The organism is Rhodococcus sp. (in: high G+C Gram-positive bacteria), from assembly GCF_049299235.1.
In the GTDB taxonomy this organism is placed as follows: Bacteria; Actinomycetota; Actinomycetes; order Mycobacteriales; family Mycobacteriaceae; genus Rhodococcus.
The window spans coordinates 1-20,404 of sequence record NZ_JBAQXC010000358.1; the positions used below are offsets into that span (position 1 = coordinate 1).

A 20,404-nucleotide genomic window follows, 5' to 3' on the forward strand; every position below is an offset into this window, starting at 1 on the left:
GCACCGATACGGAGCAGCACCGATACGGGCAGGCCCGCTCCCCGAGGAGCGGGCCAGCCCCTATCGAACGGAGGACCGGTCAGATCACCCCGAGGGCGAACATCGCGTCGGCGACCTTCACGAAGCCGGCGATATTCGCGCCGTGAACGTAGTCGCCCGGCTTGCCGTACTCGGCAGCCGTCTCCACACACCGGGTGTGGATATCGCGCATGATGCCGGCCAGACGCTCGTCCGTGTAGTCGAAGTGCCACGAGTCGCGCGACGCGTTCTGCTGCATCTCGAGGGCGGACGTCGCGACGCCACCGGCATTGGCGGCCTTGCCCGGCGCGAACGCCACACCGGCGTCGCGGAACACCGAGATGCCTCCGGGTGTGGTGGGCATGTTCGCGCCCTCGGCGACGAGCTTGACGCCGTTGTTGACCAGGACCTTCGCTGCGTCCTCGTCGAGTTCGTTCTGGGTGGCACACGGCAGGGCGATGTCGCACGGCACGTTCCAGATGCTGCCGCCGGAGTAGAACTCGGCGTCGGAACGCTCGTCGATGTACTCGCAGATCCGTCCGCGCCGGACTTCCTTGATCTCCTTGAGCAGATCCAGGTCGATACCGGCCTTGTCGACGATGTATCCGGACGAGTCGGAGCAGGCGATGGCCTTACCGCCGAGTTGGTGGATCTTCTCGATGGCGTAGATCGCGACGTTGCCCGATCCGGAAACGACAGCGGTGCGACCCTCGAGGCTGGTGCCCGCGGTTTTGGCCATCTCGTTGACGAAATACGCGGCGCCGTAGCCGGTGGCTTCCCTCCGTACCTGCGAGCCGCCCCAGGTGAGGCCCTTGCCGGTGAGCACACCGGACTCGTAGGAGTTGGTGAGGCGCTTGTACTGGCCGAACAGGTAGCCGATCTCGCGACCGCCGACGCCGATGTCACCCGCGGGAACGTCGGTGTACTCACCGATGTGGCGGTGCAGTTCAGTCATGAACGACTGGCAGAAGCGCATGATCTCCTGCTCGGACCGGCCCTTGGGGTCGAAGTCCGAGCCGCCCTTGCCGCCGCCGATCGGCAGACCGGTGAGCGCGTTCTTGAAGATCTGTTCGAAGCCGAGGAACTTCACGATGCCGAGGTTGACGCTCGGGTGGAAGCGCAGGCCACCCTTGTAGGGGCCGAGCACACTGTTGTACTGCACGCGGAAGCCGCGGTTGACGTGTACCTGGCCCTGGTCGTCGATCCACGGGACACGGAAGATGATCTGCCGCTCGGGCTCGCAGAGCCGTTCGATCAGCCCGGAGTCGAAGTACGAGGGGTGCCGGTCGAGAACCACGTGCAGGGACTCGAACACCTCGGCCGCGGCCTGATGGAACTCGGGCTCACCAGCGTTGCGAGCCTTGACCTGCTCGTAGATCTCTTCGATGCGGTCCGAGGTCGACACGCCCACCACCTGACTTGTGAGAACACTGTTACATGACATTTACCCAGTGCACTATAGGCCGTAATGCTCCCACCCTCCTACGAGGTGCCCGGGTGGGAGATTGGACACACGTTGGAAGGCGCGGGGGAATTACCGCAGGTGATGGTGTCTAATCCGCTTCTCGGGCAATCCTCCGGTGCGGCCCTGCGTCCTCCGCGGTCTCGGTCCGCCGGGCGAATGCGGGCCGCGCTCCGCCGTCCGGCCAGCAGCGCCGCGAGTTCCGCCCGGCTGCCCGCGCCCGTTTTCGCGTACACCGCCTTGAGGTGGTCCTGCACCGTGTTCGAGGTGATGCAACGACGCAGTGCGATCTCGGCCGTCGACAATCCGGCCGACACATCGGCGCACACATCCCGCTCACGCGCGGTCAACGCATACGCCGTGAACAGCAGATCGGTGAACTCTTCGGCCGGGGCCGGTTCGATGGTGACCACCGTGCGACCCTCGTCGCCGTCGGTGACGAGAGCGGTCGCGCGCACCAGAACCCAGTATCCGTGCCCGTCGTGAATCCGCGCGCGGAAGACTCCGGTGGGGCTCGATCGTGCCCCGACGGTGGCGGCACGCAACAGCACCGCCAAGCGCACCTGTCCGGCCAGTCGGTCCTGCCAGTCCCGCGCCGCCGCGGTGAGGCCGATCGGATCGCCCACCGGGTCGGTCAGTACCACCGCCGGTCCCGGGTCGTCCCCGCGACGCGACTGCACCACGTGGACGGCAGCGGCGCGCGTCGCGACGGCGAGAGCCGTCGCCGTCAACGTCAGGAACTCGAGTTCGCGATCGGTGAAATCCGGTCCGGATCGTACGAATCCGGCGGCACCCCAAAAAAATCCGTCCACGATAAACGTGAACCGAGCCTCACAGTCGAGTCCGAGGGGGCGCCACACCGCGCCGTGCCGGAGGCTGTGCGCGACGTCGGCAGCCGGTAGATCGGAGGCTCGAACGACAGTCCGGCCGCTGCGGGCGAGATCGGCGAACGTCGCGGGATCCTTGCCGCCGAACTCGGATTCGGCGAGCAGCGGTTCGTACTCGCGCGGTATGCGATTGTGACCGCTGGTCATCGAACCAACCGTCAAGGTTCCCGGATCGATCAGGGCCCAGCACGTCAGGTCGCTGCGGACGGTGTGGTCGACCAGTTCGATGGCCCGACCGTGCAGTTGCGTGATGTCGGCGCCGGTGCCCGCCAATGCAAGGATCTCCCGGCACAACCGCTCCGCCCGTACTTCGAGCATGAGTTCAGTATGCGCTGGCCTTCGGCCGCGCCGGCATCCCAGATTCCGGGGATGTTCCGCCGCTCCGGCCGGGCCTAGCGTCGCGGTATCCCAGGTTTTCGTTGCGAACAGGCCGGCGACGCACCGGCGGAGTTACCGCCTCTGCCGGCCACGCCGGCAGGTCTGCGCAACATCAGATCGGCGGAAGGAAGTGGGTAACGATGATCGTCGTCGCCCAAGTTGCGGCCCTGGTCGCCGCCGGGGTGCATCTGCTGGCTTTCGCGTGGGAATCGATCCTGTTTCTCCGGCCCGGCATCCACCGAGACCTGTTCCGCGTCCCCACCCGGGATGTCCCTCCCGTCCGGTTGTGGGCCTTCAACGTGGGCTTCTACAACCTGTTCCTCGGATCGGGGGCGATCGCCGGCGTGGTCCTGTGGTGGGCGGGCCGTGACATGCCGGGTCGCACCCTGGTGATCTACACGTGCACCTTCATGTTCCTGGCCGGGATCGTGCTGTTCGTCTCGGACCGGATGGCGATGAGTCGGCCGCGCGGAGCCGGTGTGGTCGGCGCCGCCTCCCAGTCCACGCCGCCGCTGGTGGCCTTGGTGGCGCTACTCGTCGCCTGACCCATCGAGATTCCCGGGCCGTCGGATTCCCGGGTCGTCGTTGGCGTTCTGATCGACCGGCAAACACCACGGCAACCCGTGCAGTCGAACCCGAGTGGGTGGGGTCCCCCACACTCGGGGGGTATTGGCGACGTCGCCGCCCGCGCATACTGAAGACATGGCCGAGAAACGAACGGCCGGGGCACTTCGCTCGTCCCTCCGAGATATCGCGCTCGCAACCGCAAGCACATCCGAATTCGGGCAGGCGGCGCTGCGGGCTGTCCGCACGCGGATCCCGTTCGACCGCGGTTGCATCGGCACGGTAGATCCGGCAACGCTGATGCTCACGTCCGTCACGATGATGGACGTGCCGAACTCCCTCGGCCGTGGGTTCGCCTCGGTCGCCGAATTGGAATACGGCACATCGCCGTACGCGAACGCCTACGGCAGGCTTGCCCGCGAACCGGGTGGTGCCCAGACGATCCGGGACGCCGTCGCCGGCGATATCCGGGAGACGTTGCCGTACGGGCAGATTCTCGAGCCGCTCGGCATGGACGACGAGGTTCGCCTCGTGTTCCGGGGCCGCGACGATCGGGTGTGGGGCGCGGGAACGCTGATGCGCGGACCCGGCCACCGATTCGGCGACACGGATGTGAGAGCGCTCGCCGCGTGCGGGCGTGAGATCGGGGAAGGACTGCGGTTGCCGTTGATCCGGCAGACGCCGCGGATGGTGACGGAGGTGTCCGACGGTCCTGCCGTGGTGGTCGTCGGGGAGGACGACGAGGTGGAATCGGTGACACCGCGAGCATCGGAATATCTCGATCGGATCGGCGGCGACTCCTGCGTTCGGATGATGCCCGCGGTTGCCTCGGCTGTGCGCTTCCGGAATTCGGGGGAGGCGGTCGTGACCCGTGTACGGACGGCCGACGGTGAATGGCTGGTGCTCCGGGCAGGGAGGCTGGACGGTCGGGGAGCGCGGGGCAGGGTAGTTGTCACAGTGGAACCGGCCCAGCCGGCGCAGATCATTGCGCTGGTGACCGAACTGCACCGGCTCACCGCGCGAGAATCCGAAGTTCTCGGACACGTCCTCGCGTGCGAGACGCGCACGGAGATCGGACAGCGGATGTTCATCAGCCCGTACACCGTCCAGGATCACCTGAAGAGCATCTACGCCAAGATCGGTGTGAACAGCCGTCAGGAACTCGTCGCACATCTGTTCTACTCACACCACCTGCCGCATTTCGGTGCGTCGGTCGGACCGGACGGCTGGTTTGCCGGTGTGCATCGGCGCGACGGACACGGTTCGGAGCCGAACGCACCGTAGCGGGTCCACCGCCCACGCTGTTGCCGGACTGCCCGAGCGACTGTCCGGACGACAGCGAAACCCGAGGGGCAGAGCGCTGCTCGCCGAAATCCGGGGGCAGCGGGGAGACCGGAAGGAAACATCATGGGAAACAGTGATATTCACCGCAAGCTCCACGGTATGTTCAACGACCGCGATTTCGATGCGATGGATGGGCATCTCGCCGCACGATTCACCTACGAGGATGTGCCTCGCGGCTGGACACTGCGCAACACGGAAGAATTCAAGGGTTGGTTGCAGGGCTGGGTCACCGCGTTCCCCGATGCACGCATCGACGAGGACCAGTTTCGGGAAGGGACCGATTTCTCGGTAGCGACCTTCCACGGCAAGGGACGCAACGACGGCCCCTTCGGCAGTACGTCGCCGACCGGCCGCGAGATGAACGTGCGTTATTGCGAGGTCATGCACATCGGTACCGACGGTCTGGTCGACTCGACCCGGATCTACTACGACCTGGCGACGTTGCTGACCCAGCTCGGCTTGCTCGAACTGCCGGAATGACAGCGTGACCGTGGGGCGCGGACCCGGGCTTCGGCCGTGACCGCGTCCCACAGCGCCCAAGTGAGGGGGCAATGTCGTGTCCGACATTCTGATCGTGACGTTCGAGGCCGGTGGCAACGTGCCACCGGCGTTGGAGACAGGCAAGGAGTTGCGTCGCCGCGGTCATCGCGTCCGGGTTCTCGGACACGCGATGCAGAAGTCGGTGATCGAATCGGCCGGGCTCGAGGTCCGCGCCTATCGCAGCTCACCACCGTGGACGCCGCACGCGCAGTTGAGCACATGGACCGTCCTGACCATGGGACTCGCGATGGTGACCGACCCGGGGATCGGACGCGACCTGCTGAACGAGGTTCGGGACGATCCGGCCGACCTGGTCGTCGTCGACTGCATGCTGTTCAACGTGCTCGACGCGGCCGCGCGCGCGGGCCTGCCGCACGTCGCGTTGTTCCACACCTTCTACGGGGTTTTCGACGGTTCGTTCCGGCGTGGCCCGTTCGGCGTCGTCCCCCGAGCGAAGGGGCTCGGCCCGCGCCGGGTCTGGCACGGGGCCGATCTCGAACTGGTCTGCTCGGACCCGGCGTTCGATCCCGCGGGTCACGACGGAACGCGGCGCACGAACGGTCACGTGGTCTGGACCGGGGCCGTGCACGATGTCCGGGAAGCGGCGGCAGGTCACACCCCGCCACGGGTGCTCGCCAGTCTCAGCACGGCCGGCTTCCCGGGGCAGCGCACGACACTGCAGAACATCCTCGATGCCGTCGAGGGCATCGACATCGAGTTGGTCGTCACGACCGGACCGTCGATCGATCCCGAGGGCTTCCACGCACCGTCCAATGTGTCCGTGCACCGATACATTCCGCACAACGAACTGATGCCGCAATGCTCCGCGGTGATCGGGCACGGTGGGCATGCCACCACATTCCGGGCTCTCGCATACGGCCTTCCGATGCTGATCCTGCCGATGTCGCGGCTCACCGACCAGCCGATCGTCGGCAGGGCGGTGGCCGACGCCGGGGTCGGGAAGGTGCTCCGCAGGTCGGCGAAACCCGACCGGATCCGTGATGCGATCGATGACCTGATGGGCTCGGCACACTATCGGACCGCGGCGGCCGAGCTCGGCGCCCGGCTCCGGGCCACCGATGGCCCGTCGGTCGCCGCGGATCGGCTTCTCGCACTCATCGATTCACCCTGATCGACCGCCCGCCGGAGCGAACAGGTGGGTGGAGATGCGATGGCGGGTGGAAACCTGTGGGCCGACATCGACATCCGGCCCCCACCGCTCTGCGGCCGCCCGCCGGTATTGCCCGGCGAATGCGTGAAGCAGGACGAATCGTGCCGGTGCGGGCAGCGCGTCGGCCATCACTCGGAACCGGTCGTCGTCGAGTCCGTCGATGATCCAGGGGACCTCACGGGCCAACTCCGACTTCGGCTTGTCCTTCATGACGTCATGACCCCAGTCGCCCCACTGTCTGCGGGAGATTGTTCGGGACACGAGTGGCATCGCCTCGTCCTCCTCATCGCGCAGATGCGGCAGCAACACGTCCTCGAGCCCGTCGAGTGCGGCAACCAACTCCGTCGGTGTCGTCGCGTGGTTGTCGCCGCGATACGCAAAGGCAGCATGGCCGAGGATGTCGATTCGAGGTGAGATCCGGGTGTGGTCCGCGTCCATCCGATCCAACAGTGGGCCGGCATGTGGGTCGAGGCGTCGGATCAGCGGCCACAGGAACTTGTCCTCGGCACCGTGGTGGTAGCGCAGAAACTCCATCATCCAGATCAGGTGATGCGAGACTGCCATCCGCTGGGTGTCGGCCGGAGGGTTCGTTGCAGTGAGAATGGTGCGGGTGCGAGTGAGATCGCGTCGCAGGGCGTCGTGCAGGATGCCCATCATTCGAGTATCCGCAGGTCCGTTCGGGTCCGGTTTCATGGTGTCACCTCCGATTCGAGGAGCACTTTCGCACGCTCGAGATTGCTGCGGACGTAGCGGGCGTACAACTTCGAGACGATGTGGATCGGAAGGCCAACGAACAATCCGGGCATGAGTCCGGCTTCCTGGCGCCAGGTCACTCGGGTACTTCCACCGTCGGGTTCGAGTCGAAGCTCGACCTCGTACGGGAAACGGCCGTTTGTGCTGCGCTGATGCAGATATCTGCCGCGTTCCGCGCCGATGAGTTCCTCGGTGACCTCGAGTCGTAGGCCGGCAACATCGGCCACGCCGTGCAGGATCGAACCCACTGCGGCAGGTTCACCCGAGATCAATTTGTACGAAAGTACATTGGTCATGAACTGTGCTGGACCGTCCGGGTGTGCGAAGAAGTCGAAGACCGCTTCGGCAGGTCGGTCGACGGCGACGGATTCCTCGGTGACGATCATGATTGCTCCCATCGAACAGTGGTTGGTTGCCGGATTGTCACGATTCACCGCGGAACACCATCTCGGACAGTGCAACCTCGAACTCCTGTGTCCGGTCGTCGAATCGGACGGTGTAGACAGTGGGGTAGTAGGCGGACTGCTGATAGGCCTGAGGCTGCTCGATGTCCTCCCTCAGCGTCGGCCCGGTGAGCAGCCACGCTCGGGTGATCATCGGCTCCATGAACGTGTAGGTTCCGTCCCACGACCCGTTGATGAATGTCTCGGTGAAGTCGTAGACACCCGGGATCATGCCTTCGGTCGCGTCCAGCCAATGCGCCCCCATGAACGGCACCACTTGCTCGGCCGCGGGTCCGGGCGGGAGAACATAGCCCCGCGGCATGTACTGCGGAGCGGGTAGATTCGCGGCGCGAATAGCAAAGTCGGGTGCGGCGGGATCGATCCGTTCGATCGACGCCATGTCGGTCATGTAGAACTGCAGATCGAAATGTGGTTTACCGAAGAGGGTTTCGGGAGGATGGCCGCGTGGATTCCAGTTGATCATCACATGGTCGAAGGCGGTCGCTGCCGCTGTCTCGGGGACGTCGAGCATGAGCATCGCGCCGTCGTCGGGAAGTCCGTCGAGTGCGTCCGCCGACATCCGGATGCCGACGGCCGTCGGATTGCCGGCCGCATCGACCGAGGTGAATGTTCGAATCACCCCGTTGCCGGCGGTCGCGGTGGAACCGAAGTGCGTGTGGCTCTCGTCCGGCACGGCAGTCGCGTTGTGCCAGACCGACCCGCTCGCGACCACGCACGCCGCGACCGCCAGTCCTGCGGATCGGAACATTCGATGGTGTCGCATGATTCGATCTCCTTGTCGAGTCCCGTTCGAGCACTGCATGATTCGTACACATACATCGTGGTCGGATCCTGCTGTTCCCAGTATCGGACGGGCACCGCATCCAGGGCGATCCCTCGGGCGAGGGGGTGACGTCGACGGATGCGGGTGAGTAACCGTCCCGGTCATCGGAACGCGAAATTGACAGCACGCGATCCACTCAGTCGAATCCGGTGACCCGTCTTCGCGACCGCAGGAGCCCAGATGACCGACGTCGGCAGCCTCTACATCAACGACGGCCTGTCCGAAGAGGAGATCGCACGGCAGGCGGCACTGTACGGGCCGCTGGCCGAGGACATCCGTGCGCTGATCCCGCTCGGCATCTCCACCCAAGCCGACGACAACGAGATCCGCCGGGCCCGGGAACATCTCGCGGCGGCCACCGAAATCCTTGCCGGTCGGCGAGAGCCGGGACCGTTCGGCACCCGGTTCAACGACTCCGGAAACTTCCGCACGTGGGGAAATGCCGCGTCCGGCCTGCGCAACGCGGTCGCGCCGCCGCTCGAGATCCACACCGACGCGGACGGGCGGGTGTGGGCGGACTTCCACCTGCACATCGGCTACGAAGGACCGGCCGGGTACACACACGGTGGAGTCTCCGCGCTCATCCTCGATCAGGTACTCGGCGACGCGGCCCGGGTCGGTGGATCCCCCGGCATGACCGGAACCCTCACCCTGCGTTACCGCACACCCACCCCGCTCGGCGACTTGCACGCCGAGGCGAAGATCGACCGCGTCGAGGGCCGCAAGGCGTTCGTCACCGGGTATATCGCCGGACCCGACGGAATCTGTGTGGAAGCGGAAGGGATCTTCATCTCGCCGCGGTGGTTCGCCGACGCGCGAGCCGAGTTCGAATCGCAGAACTGATCGGGCGGCACTCCGCACCCACGCGCCGACCGATACTGAGGGTGCCCCCGGCAGGATTCGAACCTGCGACCTAGAGATTAGAAGGCTCTTGCTCTATCCACCTGAGCTACGGAGGCGCGAGCAGTATCGTATCGGTTCGGTTCGCGTCCGAAAATTCGGGCAGTGCGCGGCGGTCGGCGGAAGCCGGTCCCAGGCCTCCACCGGAACGCTCCGACGCCGTGTCGTAGCCGTCGCACGGCAGGTCCTACCCTGGTACGCATGGCAGCACCCGACCTCGCGCAGCCCGAATCCGCATCCGCACCCGCCGTGCGATCGGGCACGTCCGCACTGTACGTCCTGTTCGGCATCGTGTCGGCGATCGTCGCGGCGATCGTCGTCGGGCTGTCCGCGTCCCAGGCGCTCGTGCTTCTCGGCATCCCCGATCCCGGTCCCGCCACCACCTACGGTCTGCCCGCGATCCGGGGCATCGCGGAGATCGCGGCGGTCGTGACGATCGGATCGTTGTTCTTCGCCGCGTTCCTTGTCCCACCGCAGCGCAACGGTGTGCTCGACGTCGACGGCTACCGGACGGTGCGGACCGCCGGTGCTGCCGCGATCGTGTGGGCCGCGTGCTCCGCGCTGCTCGTGCCCCTGACATTGTCGGACACCTCCGGCCAGCCCATCGGTGAGGCGATCAAACCGGAGAACCTGTGGAATGCGGTCGGCCAGGTCGACATCGCCTCCGCGTGGGCGTGGACGCTGGTTCTGGCAGTGGTACTGGCGATGCTGATCCGCTTCGCGGTGCGCTGGTCGTGGGTGCCGTACCTGCTGCTGTTGTCGCTGTTCACACTGATGCCGATCGCGCTGACCGGCCACTCCTCGTCAGGTGGTTCACACGACATGGCCACCAACAGTCTCGTGCTGCACCTGGTGGCGGCGTCGGTGTGGGCAGGCGGCCTGTTCGCGTTGTTCGTGCATGCTCGACGCGGCGGCGCCCACACCGATCTCGCGGCCCGCCGGTTCTCGTTCGTCGCCGCGATCGCGTTCGTCGTGATGGCGTTGAGCGGCATCATCAACTCCGCGGTGCGGGTGCCGTTCGACGATCTCGCAACCACCACCTACGGTCGGCTCGTCATAGCGAAGGCGGTTGCCCTGATCCTGATCGGCATCCTGGGCTGGGCGCAGCGTCGTCGCGCGTTGCCTGCGCTGGAAGCCGATCCCACCAGCCGCGGTGCCCTCGTCCGATTCGCGGCGGTGGAGGCGTTTCTCCTGGCCGCGACGGTCGGTTTGGCGGTCGGTCTGGGCCGGACCCCGCCGCCCGCCCCGGCATCGTCGCCGAGCGTTCTCGAGGTGGCACTCGGTTACAACCTCGATGCGGCCCCCACGTTCACGAATCTGTTCTTCGGGCCGTGGCGTTTCGATCTGATCTTCGGGACCGCCGCGGTCGTGTTGGCCGCCGGATACGCGCTGGGCATGTGGACACTGCGCAAGCGCGGCGACTCGTGGCCGGTGGGCCGCGCGATCGCGTGGTTCAGCGGATGCTTCGTGTTGTTGATCGCGACGTCGTCGGGTGTCGGCATGTATTCGCCGGCCATGTTCAGCGTGCACATGGGCGCGCACATGGCGATGTCGATGCTCGCTCCGGTGTTGCTCGCGCTCGGCGGAGCGATGACCCTCGCGTTGCGCGCCTTCCGGCCGGCCGGCCGCGATGGGGCACCGGGTCCCCGCGAATGGATACTCGAACTGCTGCACAGTCCGCCTTCGCGGTTCTTCACTCATCCGCTGGTGGCGTCGGTGATGTTCGTCGGTGGTTTCTACGCGCTGTACCTGGGTGGCATCTTCGAATCCTCGGCGGACAGTCATGCCGCGCACGTGCTGATGAACCTGCACTTCCTGATGAGTGGCTACCTGTTCTACTGGGTGGTCATCGGTGTCGACCCGTCCCCGCGGGACGTGCAGCCGGTGACGAAACTCGCGATGGTGTTCGGTTCGCTGCCGTTCCACGCGTTCTTCGGTGTCACCCTGATGAGCATGGGTTCGGTGATGGCCGAGTCGTACTACCGTGGCCTGGCGCTTCCGTGGAACAGCGACCTGTTCTCCGACCAGCAGGTCGGCGGCAGCATCGCCTGGTCTGCCGGTGAGATCCCGCTGGTCCTGGTGATGTTGTCGCTGCTGGTGCAGTGGTCGCGCAGCGACGACCGCACCGCGCGGCGCGTCGACCGCGCCGCCGAACGCGATCACGATGCCGACCTCGCCGCGCACAACGCGATGTTCGCCGAACTCGCCCGGCGCGACCGCGAAGGTAGCTGAGGTCGTTCCGCTGCCGCTACGACGAATACCGAGACGGACGAATTCGGACACTGGGGGGAAAGCAATGGGACGGATTCGGATCGGATGGGCTGCGGTGTCGGGCGCTGCGGTGCTCGGTGGCGCGGTGCTGGGTGGTGCCCTCGCGCCGACGCTGTACGGCCCGACGGCAGTGACGGCGAGGGCCGACCCGGCGCCGGGATCGGTGATCGACGTGCGGTCCCTGCCGGGCGACCTGTCCCTGCCGGGAGCCGCGGTCGCCGAGCGAATCGAATACCACACGCAGATGCGGTCCGGTGCCCCGACCGTCGGGACCGGCGTGCTGTTCCTGCCGCCCGGTCCCGCGCCGGCCGAGGGCCGTCCGGTGGTGGCGTGGACGCACGGGACGTACGGCATCGGCGACGACTGTGCCCCGTCGACGCGGCCGCGTGGCCCCCGCGACTCCGCCTACCTCGACCACTGGCTCGACCAGGGGTATGCGGTGGTCGCGGCGGACTATCCGGGTCTCGGCACCGCCGGTGTCCACACCTACCTGGACGGTCCGAGCGCCGCGAACAGCGTCGTCGATATCGTCCGGGCGGCCCGAGCCGTCGAACCGGGGTTGTCGGACCGATGGGTGGTGATCGGGCAGTCCCAGGGCGGGCACGCCGCGTTGCACACCGCGCATCTGGCCACCACCCGCGCCCCCGAACTGGACTTCAGGGGCACGGTCACCACGGGTGCTCCCGCGAACCTCGAGTTGCTGTTCCCGCTGGGCTTCCCAGGGTTTCCCGATCTCGGCCTCGACGGGCTGACGGAATACAGCGGCTACCTGTTCGCCGGCCTGCGGGCCGCGCGGCCCGACCTGGACGTGAACAGCTACCTGTCGCCGCTGGGGGTCGACGTGGTCGATGCCGCCGAAACGCTGTGTTACGACGCATTCGGTGAGCGATACGGCGACGTCGGCGTGGGGCAACTACTCGCCCGGCCGCTCGGCGACGATCGGTTCCGGTCTGCGTTCGCCGACTATGTTGCGGTGCCGACTGCCGGCTACGACCGGCCGTTGTTCATCGGGCAAGGTCTGCGCGACACGATGGTGCCGGCGCCGCTGTCGGGGAAACTGGCTGTCGATCTCACCGTCGGTGGCGCTGACCTGCACTATCGGACGTATCCGGGAGGCCACGGCGACACGATGTCCGCATCGTTGCCGGACACGACGCCGTTCGTAGCGCAGTTGTTCGCCGGATAGCCGCACCGCGTCGTGCGCGCGGCGCGGTGGGGAGGAACTCCAGGATGTGGGTTCCCACGCTCGGACCGATACGCTGGACCGCATGGCGGAGTTCATTTACACGATGAAGAAGGTGCGCAAGGCGCACGGTGACAAGGTCATCCTCGATGACGTCACCATGAGCTTCTACCCGGGAGCCAAGATCGGTGTGGTCGGACCGAACGGCGCGGGTAAGTCGTCGATCCTCAAGATCATGGCCGGGTTGGACCAGCCCAGCAACGGCGAGGCGTTTCTCGATCCGGAGGCGACCGTCGGCATCCTGCTGCAGGAACCGCCGCTCAACGAGGAGAAGACGGTCCGCGGCAACGTCGAGGAGGGCCTCGGCGAGATCAAGGTCAAGCTCGACCGGTTCAACGAGATCGCCGAGCTCATGGCGACCGACTACTCCGACGAGCTCATGGACGAGATGGGCAAGCTCCAGGAGGAGCTCGACCACGCCAACGCGTGGGATGTCGACTCGCAGCTCGAGCAGGCCATGGACGCGCTGCGCTGCCCGCCGGCCGACGAACCCGTCACCCACCTCTCCGGTGGTGAGCGTCGCCGTGTCGCGCTGTGCAAACTGCTGCTGAGCAAGCCCGACCTGCTGCTCCTCGACGAACCCACCAACCATCTCGACGCGGAGTCGGTGCTGTGGCTCGAGCAGTTCCTCGCGTCCTATCCGGGCGCCGTCCTGGCCGTCACCCACGACCGGTACTTCCTCGATCATGTCGCGCAGTGGATCTGTGAGGTCGACCGCGGCAAGCTGCATCCGTACGAGGGCAACTACTCCACCTACCTGGAGAAGAAGGCCGAGCGGCTCGAGGTGCAGGGCAAGAAGGACCAGAAGCTGCAGAAGCGCCTCAAAGAGGAGCTCGAATGGGTCCGGTCGGGCGCGAAGGCCCGGCAGACCAAGAACAAGGCCCGCCTCGGTCGCTACGAGGAGATGGCAGCGGAGGCCGAGAAGCACCGCAAGCTGGACTTCGAGGAGATCCAGATCCCGACGCCGCCGCGTCTGGGCAATGTCGTCGTCGAGGTCGACCACCTCGACAAGGGCTTCGACGGCCGGGTCCTGATCAAGGATCTGTCCTTCACGTTGCCGCGCAACGGCATCGTCGGTGTCATCGGCCCCAACGGTGTCGGTAAGACCACTCTGTTCAAGACCATCGTCGGCCTCGAAGAGCCCGACAGCGGCACCGTCAAGGTGGGCGACACCGTCAAGCTCAGCTATGTCGACCAGAACCGCGCCAACATCGATCCCACCAAGAACGTGTGGGAGGTCGTGTCCGGCGGCATGGACTTCATCGAGGTCGGCCAGAACGAGATGCCGTCGCGCGCGTATGTCAGCGCGTTCGGCTTCAAGGGACCGGATCAGCAGAAGAAGTCGGGGGTGCTCTCCGGTGGTGAGCGCAACCGCCTGAACCTGGCGCTGACCCTCAAGGAGGGCGGCAACCTGATCCTGCTCGACGAACCGACCAACGACCTCGACGTCGAGACCCTGAGTTCGCTCGAGAACGCGCTACAGCAGTTCCCCGGTTGCGCCGTCGTGATCTCCCACGACCGCTGGTTCCTCGATCGCACCTGCACCCACATCCTCGCGTGGGAAGGAAACGTCGAGGAAGGCCAGTGGTTCTGGTTCGAGGGGAACTTCGAGGCGTACGAGGCGAACAAGATCGACCGCCTCGGCGCGGAAGCGGCCCGTCCGCACCGGGTCACGCACCGGAAGCTGACTCGTGACTGATCGCGGTGGCAACGCGTTCTCCTGCCAACTCGAGGTGCGCTGGGCCGATTCCGATCGGCTCGGGCACGTGAACAACACCAAGTTCGTCGAGTACATGCAGGAGGCACGGGTCAAGTTTCTGCGGTCCACGCAGGTCGCGCCCGCGCCGGTGGTGGTGCGCAAGACCGACATCGAGTTCCTGCGGCCCATCAAGGACGAATCGGGTCCGATCACGGTCACGTTGACGGTGCTGCGAATCGGTACCACGTCGTACACGCTCCGGCACACCGTTACCGACGTGCGCGGAAACGTGTGCGGGATCGGTGACGCGGTGCTGGTCGGGTTCGACCTGGCAACCGACACCGCGAGGGCTCTCGCCGACGACGAACGCCGGACGCTCGGTGAGTACCTGGTGCCGGCCGGCTGAGACCGGTTCCGCCGCGCGGGTACCGGTTTCGCTACTGACACGCCTCGCCGCGGATAGGCTCGACTTCGGGCCTGTCCGCGGCGTTCGCATTCGTGCGGACGGATCCGAACGAGGAGGGTGGTCATGGCCGAGTCGCCTGTATCGCAGGGTGTTTCGTCGGAATTCGAGGTCCTGATGCGGGCGTACCGGCAGGGGGCGAGCGGCCTCGTCGATCCGGGTCGCGCGGCCGCCGCGCATCTCGACCTGGGGCGATATCGCCCCGCGAACACCGCTGTCACCCACATTTACCGGGCAGGCCACCGCGACGGTATCGGACCGGCCGTGCACATCGTCACCGACGACATGCCGTTGCTGGTGGAGTCCGTGACCGCGTTGCTGGACCGGCTGGGGATCACCGTCGGTGACGTGGTGCACCCGATCTTCGGTGCGCGACGGGGGCCGTCGGGGGAGTTGGTGACACTGACGACGGACCTTGCGGGCGAGGACACGGCCGCCGAATCGTGGATGCACGTGCAGTTGCATCCCACGACCACCGACGGTGCGCTCGACGCCGTGGACGCGGAACTTCCGGTGGTGCTCGCCGATGTTCGCCAGGTGGTCGAGGACACCGAGGCGATGCAGGACCGTGTCCGTGCGCTCGCGGCGGACCTGGACGTTCTGGCGACCGACCCGCCGGGATCGCGCACCGCGGCCGAGTTGGCCGAGACGGCGGCGCTGCTGCGCTGGCTCGCACAGGGAAACTACACCCTCCTCGGATACCGGCAGTACGACCTCGGCGCATCGGACGGCGAGGGCACGCGACGTGCACACCAGGTTCCGGGTAGCGGTCTCGGTGTGTTGCGGGACATGACGGCGCACGATCCCGTCGATCTGCCCGGCCTCGTCGAATCGCCGGACCGGTCGGTGGTGATGCTCACCCAGGGGTCGTTGCCTGCGACGGTGCATCGGTCGGTGTATCCGTACTTCGTCGATGTCGCCGTCCTCGACGGCGGTGGTCGCGCGGTCGGTGAGCACCGCTTCGTCGGCGTGTTCACGGTGACCGCGCTGCACGAGAACGTGCTCGACATTCCGATGCTGTCGCGCCGGGTGCGCGGGGCGATCGCGCGGGCCGGGGTGCCGATATCCTCGTTCACCGGGCAGGCGATGCTCGAGATCATCCAGTCGATGCCACGGATCGAACTGTTCTCGATGAACTCCGACACCGTCTACGACACGGTGTCCTCGGTTGTCGGGATGCGCCGACAGGTGCGCCTGTTCGTGCGTGCCGATCCGTTCCGGCGGTACGTCTCGTGCCTGGTCTATCTGCCGCGCGACCGCTACACCACCCGTGTCCGCACCGCCATGCAGAAGATTCTGCACCGCGAATATGGCGGGGGCACAATCGATTACACTGCACGAGTCACCGAAGGTGATCTCGCATTGCTGCATGTCACGATCCGGTCGGCGCCCGGTGCGCCCGCGGTCAGGGCCGAGGTGTCCGAGGCCGAACGGCAGCGCATTCAAGGTCTGCTCGCCGAGGCCAGTCGGAGCTGGGACGACCGGCTTGCCGAGATCGCCGCGGGTGACCCGACCGTCGACCCTGCGCTCGTGCAGCGCTACGCGGACGCACTGCCCGACGCCTACAAGGAGGACTTCGACCCGGCGCACGCGCTCGCCGACGTGGCGCGTCTCGAGGAGTTGCACGCCGACTCGATCGATATGCTGCTCTATCGCCCCGACGGCGGCACACCGCGCCGGTGGCGGTTCGCGTTGTACATCGGCAGTGAGGGGATCACCCTGAGTCGGGTGCTGCCTGCACTGCAGAGCCTCGGCGTCGACGTCGTCGACGAACGCCCGTATCAGATCATCCGCGCAGACCGGATGAGCTGCTGGATCTACGATTTCGGACTCGATCTGCCCGTCGATGTGGAACCGGACTCGACTGTGCCGCAACGCTTCACCGACGCCTTCGAGGTGGTGTGGCACGGCGCCGTCGACGGCGACCGATTCAACGAACTGGTGCTGCGCGCCGGATTGACCTGGCGTCGGGCCGCGATGCTCCGTGCGTATGCGAAATATTTGAAGCAGGCGGGCTTCCCGTACAGCGAATACCGCATTGCCGGCGTGCTCCTCGCCGCTCCGGACATCACCGGCCTGTTCGTCGAACTGTTCGAGGCGATGTTCGACCCGGAACTGGTCCCGTCGGTGTCCGCGGCACGCGAACACGACCTCGTCGCCGCCCTCACCCGTGCGATCGACGCGGTCGCGGGACTCGACGCCGACCGCGTCCTGCGTGGACTGTTCGCCCTGATCCGCGCCACCCTGCGCACCAACTATTTCGTCCCCGTCGACGATCGCGATGCGGCCGGGCGTGTCCTGACCCTCAAGCTCGATCCCACCGACATCGACGAATTACCGCGCCCGCGACCGAAATTCGAAATGTTCGTCTACGCGCCCGAGGTCGAGGGTGTGCACCTGCGGTTCGGTCCGGTCGCACGAGGTGGATTGCGCTGGTCCGATCGCCGCGAGGACTACCGCACCGAGATCCTCGGCCTTGCCAAAGCGCAGGCCGTCAAGAACGCCGTGATCGTGCCGGTCGGGGCGAAGGGCGGGTTCGTCGTGAAGAAGCGTGCCGCGCCGACCGGGGATGCCGCCGCCGACCGCGTCGCCGCACGCGAACAGGGCGAACGGTGCTATCGCCGGTTCATCGCCGGCATGTTGGAGGTGACCGACAACCTCGACCGCGCCACCAGGGCGGCCGTCCCGCCCGCACGGGTGGTCCGTCGCGACGGCGACGACACCTACCTGGTCGTCGCCGCGGACAAGGGCACCGCATCGTTCTCCGATATCGCCAATATGGTTGCGCGCGAACATCATTTCTGGCTCGACGACGCATTCGCCTCGGGTGGATCGGCCGGCTACGACCACAAGGAGATGGGCATCACCGCGCGCGGCGCGTGGGAGAGCGTCAAACGCCACTTCGCCGAATTCGGCTTCGACACCCAGACCACCGACTTCACCGTCGTCGGTATCGGAGACATGAGCGGTGACGTCTTCGGCAACGGGATGCTGCTCAGCAGACACATCCGACTCGTTGCCGCGTTCGACCACCGGCACATCTTCCTCGATCCGGAACCCGATGCCGCCCGGTCCTACCGCGAACGCCGACGCTTGTTCGACCTGCCCCGATCGTCCTGGGCCGACTATGCTCCGGCGCTGATCGGCGCGGGCGGCGGTGTGTGGGAACGCACCCGCAAGTCGATACCGTTGGCACCGCAGGCCCGGGCCGTGCTCGGCCTGCCCGACGAGGTCACCGAACTGCCCCCACCCGAGCTGATCCGCGCGATTCTGCGTGCCCCCGTCGACCTGCTGTGGAACGGCGGTATCGGAACCTACATCAAGGCGAGTACCGAAACACACGCCGATGTCGGCGACAAGAGCAACGACCCGGTCCGTATCGACGGCGACGGCATCCGGGCACGGGTGGTGGGGGAGGGCGGCAACCTCGGGGTGACCCAACTCGGTCGCATCGAGTACGCCCGCGGCGGCGGTAAGATCAACACCGACGCGATCGACAACTCCGCCGGGGTGGATTGCTCCGACCACGAGGTCAACATCAAAATCCTGCTCGATTCGATGATCGCCGACGGGAACCTCCCGGCATCCGAACGCAATTCGCTCCTCGAATCCATGACCGACGACGTCGCTCACCTGGTGCTCGCCGACAACATCGCGCAGAACGGGGTGCTCGGGTTGTCCCGCGCGTCGGCACCGGAATTGCTCGGTGTGCATCAACGGCAGCTGAATGCCCTCGTCGCGGACCGTCGGCTGGACCGGACGCTGGAGGCGCTGCCGGACAACGAGGAGATCGACCTGCGGCTCGAGGGGGGCGAGGGGCTGTCCTCGCCGGAGTTGTGCACCCTGCTCGCCCACGTGAAACTGGCGCTCGTCGACGACCTGCTCGACACCGACCTGCCCGACAGCGACACCTTCGCCGCGCGGCTGCCCGGCTACTTCCCGGGGCCGCTGCGGCAACGATTCCGCACCGGTATCAAGGCGCATCCGCTCCGCAGGCAGATCGTCGCGACGATCCTCGCGAACGAAACCGTCGACAACGGCGGCATCAGCTACGTGTACCGGTTGACCGAGGATGCCGGCGCGTCGAGCGCCGACGCGATCCGGGCATACGCGGCGGGCACCGAGATCTTCGGGCTTCCCCTGATGTGGGAGCGGATCCGCAGCGCAGGCATCCCCACCGATCTCGCCGACGACCTACTGCTCGAAACCAATCGAGTTCTGGACCGGGCATCGCGATGGTTGCTGTCGAACCGCCCGCAACCGCTCGCTGTCGGCGCCGAGATCAGCCGCTACCGGTCGGCATTCGCCCAGCTCGCCCCGCGGGTGGGGACGTGGATGCGCGGCCACCACCGGGAGAACCTGGCCGACCGGATGGAGCCGCTGCTCACCCGCGGCGCGCCTCGAACGCTCACCGAAGAAGTGTTCCGTCTGCTCGACCAGTTCCCGCTGCTCGACGTCATCGACATCGCCGACATCGTCGAACGCGACGAAGCTGTCGTCGCCGAGTTGTACTACGCGATGGACGCCCATCTAGGTGTCGACCGGCTGCTGTCGGCAGTGTCCGAACTCGACCGGGGTGATCGCTGGCATTCGCTGGCGCGGCTCGCTCTGCGTGACGAACTCTACGGATCGCTGCGGGCGCTGACCCTCGACGTGCTCGCCGGCGCCGAACCGGACGAGACCAGCGTCGAGATGATCGAGGACTGGGAACTGTCGAACGGTTCCCGGCTGGTACGCGCGAGGGGCGCGCTCGAGGAGATTTTCGCATCTGGAAGCCTGGACCTGGCCACCCTGATGGTGGCGGCACGGCAGATCAGGACGATGGTGCGCACGGGTGCACCGGAGCGGAGGTAGCACGTGACGGACGCGGCTGAGCAGTTCGGGTTCCACGCCGAGGTGGTGGTCCGCTGGTCCGACATGGATGCCTTCCAGCACGTCAACCACGCGCGGATGGTGACCTTGCTCGAGGAGGCCCGCATCCCGTGGCTGTTCGCCGACGGGCGCCCCACCGCTGGCCTGCGTGACGGTGCCGTGATCACCGACCTGCACGTGCGCTACCGGGGGCAGTTGCGCCACGAGGACAGCCCGCTCGACGTGGTCATGTGGACCGAGAAGGTACGGGCGGTCGACTTCACCATCGGCTACGAGGTACGGCCGGGTGGAGCCCCGGTCGACACCCCACCCTCGATCGTCGCGTCGACGCAGATCGCCGCGTTCGACATCGACACCCAGAAGTTGCGGCGGCTCACCGCCGCCGAACGCGAGTTCCTGCAGCGGTGGCGTCGTGACTGACGGGGCACGCGCCGAACGGCAGGTCCGCGTTCCGGACCCGCACGACCGTGCCGATCTCGCGACCTTCCTGGGGCGGGCGCTCCGGCTCGACGAGGCGGCCGTCGTCCGGCTGCATCGTCGCCGCGACGGGCT

16 protein-coding genes and 1 tRNA gene are annotated in these 20,404 nt (G+C 66.7%); 11 read left to right on the forward strand and 6 right to left on the reverse strand.

Annotated elements, in window-relative coordinates:
• Window positions 1-79 precede the first annotated feature (79 nt).
• Together gdhA and WAX14_RS22370 are read right to left on the reverse strand one after the other, a co-directional pair.
• A complete protein-coding gene (gene gdhA / locus WAX14_RS22365; protein WP_422630238.1) occupies window positions 80-1,423 on the reverse strand; it encodes an NADP-specific glutamate dehydrogenase in 1,344 nt (447 codons plus the stop codon).
• Between the two features lie 77 nt (window positions 1,424-1,500).
• The gene (locus WAX14_RS22370) at window positions 1,501-2,685 is read right to left on the reverse strand and encodes a helix-turn-helix transcriptional regulator (protein ID WP_422630239.1); all 1,185 of its coding nucleotides are present in this window, start codon (window positions 2,683-2,685) and stop codon (window positions 1,501-1,503) included.
• Window positions 2,686-2,885: 200 nt separating this feature from the next.
• Here WAX14_RS22370 and WAX14_RS22375 point away from each other — a divergent pair, with 200 nt between their 5' ends.
• From WAX14_RS22375 to WAX14_RS22390, 4 genes are all read left to right on the forward strand, one after another.
• On the forward strand, window positions 2,886-3,290 hold the full coding sequence (locus tag WAX14_RS22375; RefSeq protein ID WP_422630240.1) for a DUF1304 domain-containing protein: 405 nt from the start codon (window positions 2,886-2,888) through the stop codon (window positions 3,288-3,290).
• A 157-nt stretch (window positions 3,291-3,447) separates the two neighbouring features.
• A complete protein-coding gene (locus tag WAX14_RS22380; RefSeq protein WP_422630241.1) occupies window positions 3,448-4,593 on the forward strand; it encodes a response regulator transcription factor in 1,146 nt (381 codons plus the stop codon).
• 123 nt (window positions 4,594-4,716) lie between these two features.
• Window positions 4,717-5,133, forward strand: coding sequence for an ester cyclase (locus tag WAX14_RS22385; RefSeq protein WP_422630242.1), 417 nt, complete (start codon window positions 4,717-4,719; stop codon window positions 5,131-5,133).
• A gap of 76 nt (window positions 5,134-5,209) precedes the next feature.
• Window positions 5,210-6,325 carry a nucleotide disphospho-sugar-binding domain-containing protein gene (locus WAX14_RS22390; RefSeq protein WP_422630243.1) on the forward strand — a complete coding sequence of 372 codons (1,116 nt, stop codon included), beginning with the start codon at window positions 5,210-5,212 and terminating at the stop codon, window positions 6,323-6,325.
• Here the strand turns inward: WAX14_RS22390 and WAX14_RS22395 are convergent.
• The 3 genes from WAX14_RS22395 to WAX14_RS22405 are packed head-to-tail and all read right to left on the reverse strand — an operon-like array spanning window position 6,317 to window position 8,344.
• Window positions 6,317-7,057 (reverse strand): hemerythrin domain-containing protein, encoded by a 741-nt coding sequence (locus WAX14_RS22395; protein WP_422630244.1) that lies wholly within the window; start codon window positions 7,055-7,057, stop codon window positions 6,317-6,319. The genes WAX14_RS22390 and WAX14_RS22395 overlap by 9 nt on opposite strands.
• Window positions 7,054-7,551: an SRPBCC family protein gene (locus tag WAX14_RS22400; protein WP_422630245.1), complete on the reverse strand. Its 498-nt coding sequence runs from the start codon at window positions 7,549-7,551 to the stop codon at window positions 7,054-7,056. Before WAX14_RS22400 ends, WAX14_RS22395 begins: the two co-directional genes overlap by 4 nt.
• The gene (locus tag WAX14_RS22405; RefSeq protein WP_422630246.1) at window positions 7,541-8,344 is read right to left on the reverse strand and encodes a DUF5602 domain-containing protein; all 804 of its coding nucleotides are present in this window, start codon (window positions 8,342-8,344) and stop codon (window positions 7,541-7,543) included. Before WAX14_RS22405 ends, WAX14_RS22400 begins: the two co-directional genes overlap by 11 nt.
• Window positions 8,345-8,584: 240 nt before the next feature.
• Between WAX14_RS22405 and WAX14_RS22410 the strand changes: the two genes are divergently transcribed.
• The gene (locus WAX14_RS22410; protein ID WP_422630247.1) at window positions 8,585-9,247 is read left to right on the forward strand and encodes a PaaI family thioesterase; all 663 of its coding nucleotides are present in this window, start codon (window positions 8,585-8,587) and stop codon (window positions 9,245-9,247) included.
• A gap of 42 nt (window positions 9,248-9,289) precedes the next feature.
• On the opposite strand, the gene WAX14_RS22415 is transcribed toward WAX14_RS22410, so the two are convergent.
• Window positions 9,290-9,363 (reverse strand) — tRNA-Arg (locus tag WAX14_RS22415).
• A gap of 142 nt (window positions 9,364-9,505) precedes the next feature.
• Between WAX14_RS22415 and WAX14_RS22420 the strand changes: the two genes are divergently transcribed.
• From WAX14_RS22420 to WAX14_RS22445, 6 genes are all read left to right on the forward strand, one after another.
• A complete protein-coding gene (locus WAX14_RS22420; RefSeq protein WP_422630248.1) occupies window positions 9,506-11,536 on the forward strand; it encodes a cytochrome c oxidase assembly protein in 2,031 nt (676 codons plus the stop codon).
• Window positions 11,537-11,600: 64 nt separating this feature from the next.
• Window positions 11,601-12,761: a lipase family protein gene (locus WAX14_RS22425; protein WP_422630249.1), complete on the forward strand. Its 1,161-nt coding sequence runs from the start codon at window positions 11,601-11,603 to the stop codon at window positions 12,759-12,761.
• An 82-nt stretch (window positions 12,762-12,843) separates the two neighbouring features.
• Window positions 12,844-14,517 carry an energy-dependent translational throttle protein EttA gene (ettA, locus tag WAX14_RS22430; RefSeq protein WP_422630250.1) on the forward strand — a complete coding sequence of 558 codons (1,674 nt, stop codon included), beginning with the start codon at window positions 12,844-12,846 and terminating at the stop codon, window positions 14,515-14,517.
• Window positions 14,510-14,923, forward strand: coding sequence for an acyl-CoA thioesterase (locus tag WAX14_RS22435; RefSeq protein WP_422630251.1), 414 nt, complete (start codon window positions 14,510-14,512; stop codon window positions 14,921-14,923). The genes ettA and WAX14_RS22435 overlap by 8 nt, the downstream gene beginning before the upstream one ends.
• Window positions 14,924-15,097: 174 nt before the next feature.
• Entirely contained in the window at window positions 15,098-19,834 is a 4,737-nt protein-coding gene (locus WAX14_RS22440; RefSeq protein ID WP_422630253.1) for an NAD-glutamate dehydrogenase, read from the forward strand.
• A gap of 3 nt (window positions 19,835-19,837) precedes the next feature.
• On the forward strand, window positions 19,838-20,272 hold the full coding sequence (locus WAX14_RS22445) for an acyl-CoA thioesterase (RefSeq protein WP_422630252.1): 435 nt from the start codon (window positions 19,838-19,840) through the stop codon (window positions 20,270-20,272).
• Window positions 20,273-20,404 lie beyond the last annotated feature (132 nt).

Coding starts and splice junctions, on each gene's coding strand:
- WAX14_RS22370 (WP_422630239.1), bottom strand. CDS start 2,685: ATGCTCGAAGTACGGGCGGAGCGGTTGTGCCGGGAGATCCTTGCATTG.
- WAX14_RS22375 (WP_422630240.1), top strand. CDS start 2,886: ATGATCGTCGTCGCCCAAGTTGCGGCCCTGGTCGCCGCCGGGGTGCAT.
- WAX14_RS22380 (WP_422630241.1), top strand. CDS start 3,448: ATGGCCGAGAAACGAACGGCCGGGGCACTTCGCTCGTCCCTCCGAGAT.
- WAX14_RS22385 (WP_422630242.1), top strand. CDS start 4,717: ATGGGAAACAGTGATATTCACCGCAAGCTCCACGGTATGTTCAACGAC.
- WAX14_RS22395 (WP_422630244.1), bottom strand. CDS start 7,057: ATGAAACCGGACCCGAACGGACCTGCGGATACTCGAATGATGGGCATC.
- WAX14_RS22405 (WP_422630246.1), bottom strand. CDS start 8,344: ATGCGACACCATCGAATGTTCCGATCCGCAGGACTGGCGGTCGCGGCG.
- WAX14_RS22410 (WP_422630247.1), top strand. CDS start 8,585: ATGACCGACGTCGGCAGCCTCTACATCAACGACGGCCTGTCCGAAGAG.
- WAX14_RS22420 (WP_422630248.1), top strand. CDS start 9,506: ATGGCAGCACCCGACCTCGCGCAGCCCGAATCCGCATCCGCACCCGCC.
- WAX14_RS22425 (WP_422630249.1), top strand. CDS start 11,601: ATGGGACGGATTCGGATCGGATGGGCTGCGGTGTCGGGCGCTGCGGTG.
- ettA (WP_422630250.1), top strand. CDS start 12,844: ATGGCGGAGTTCATTTACACGATGAAGAAGGTGCGCAAGGCGCACGGT.
- WAX14_RS22440 (WP_422630253.1), top strand. CDS start 15,098: ATGCGGGCGTACCGGCAGGGGGCGAGCGGCCTCGTCGATCCGGGTCGC.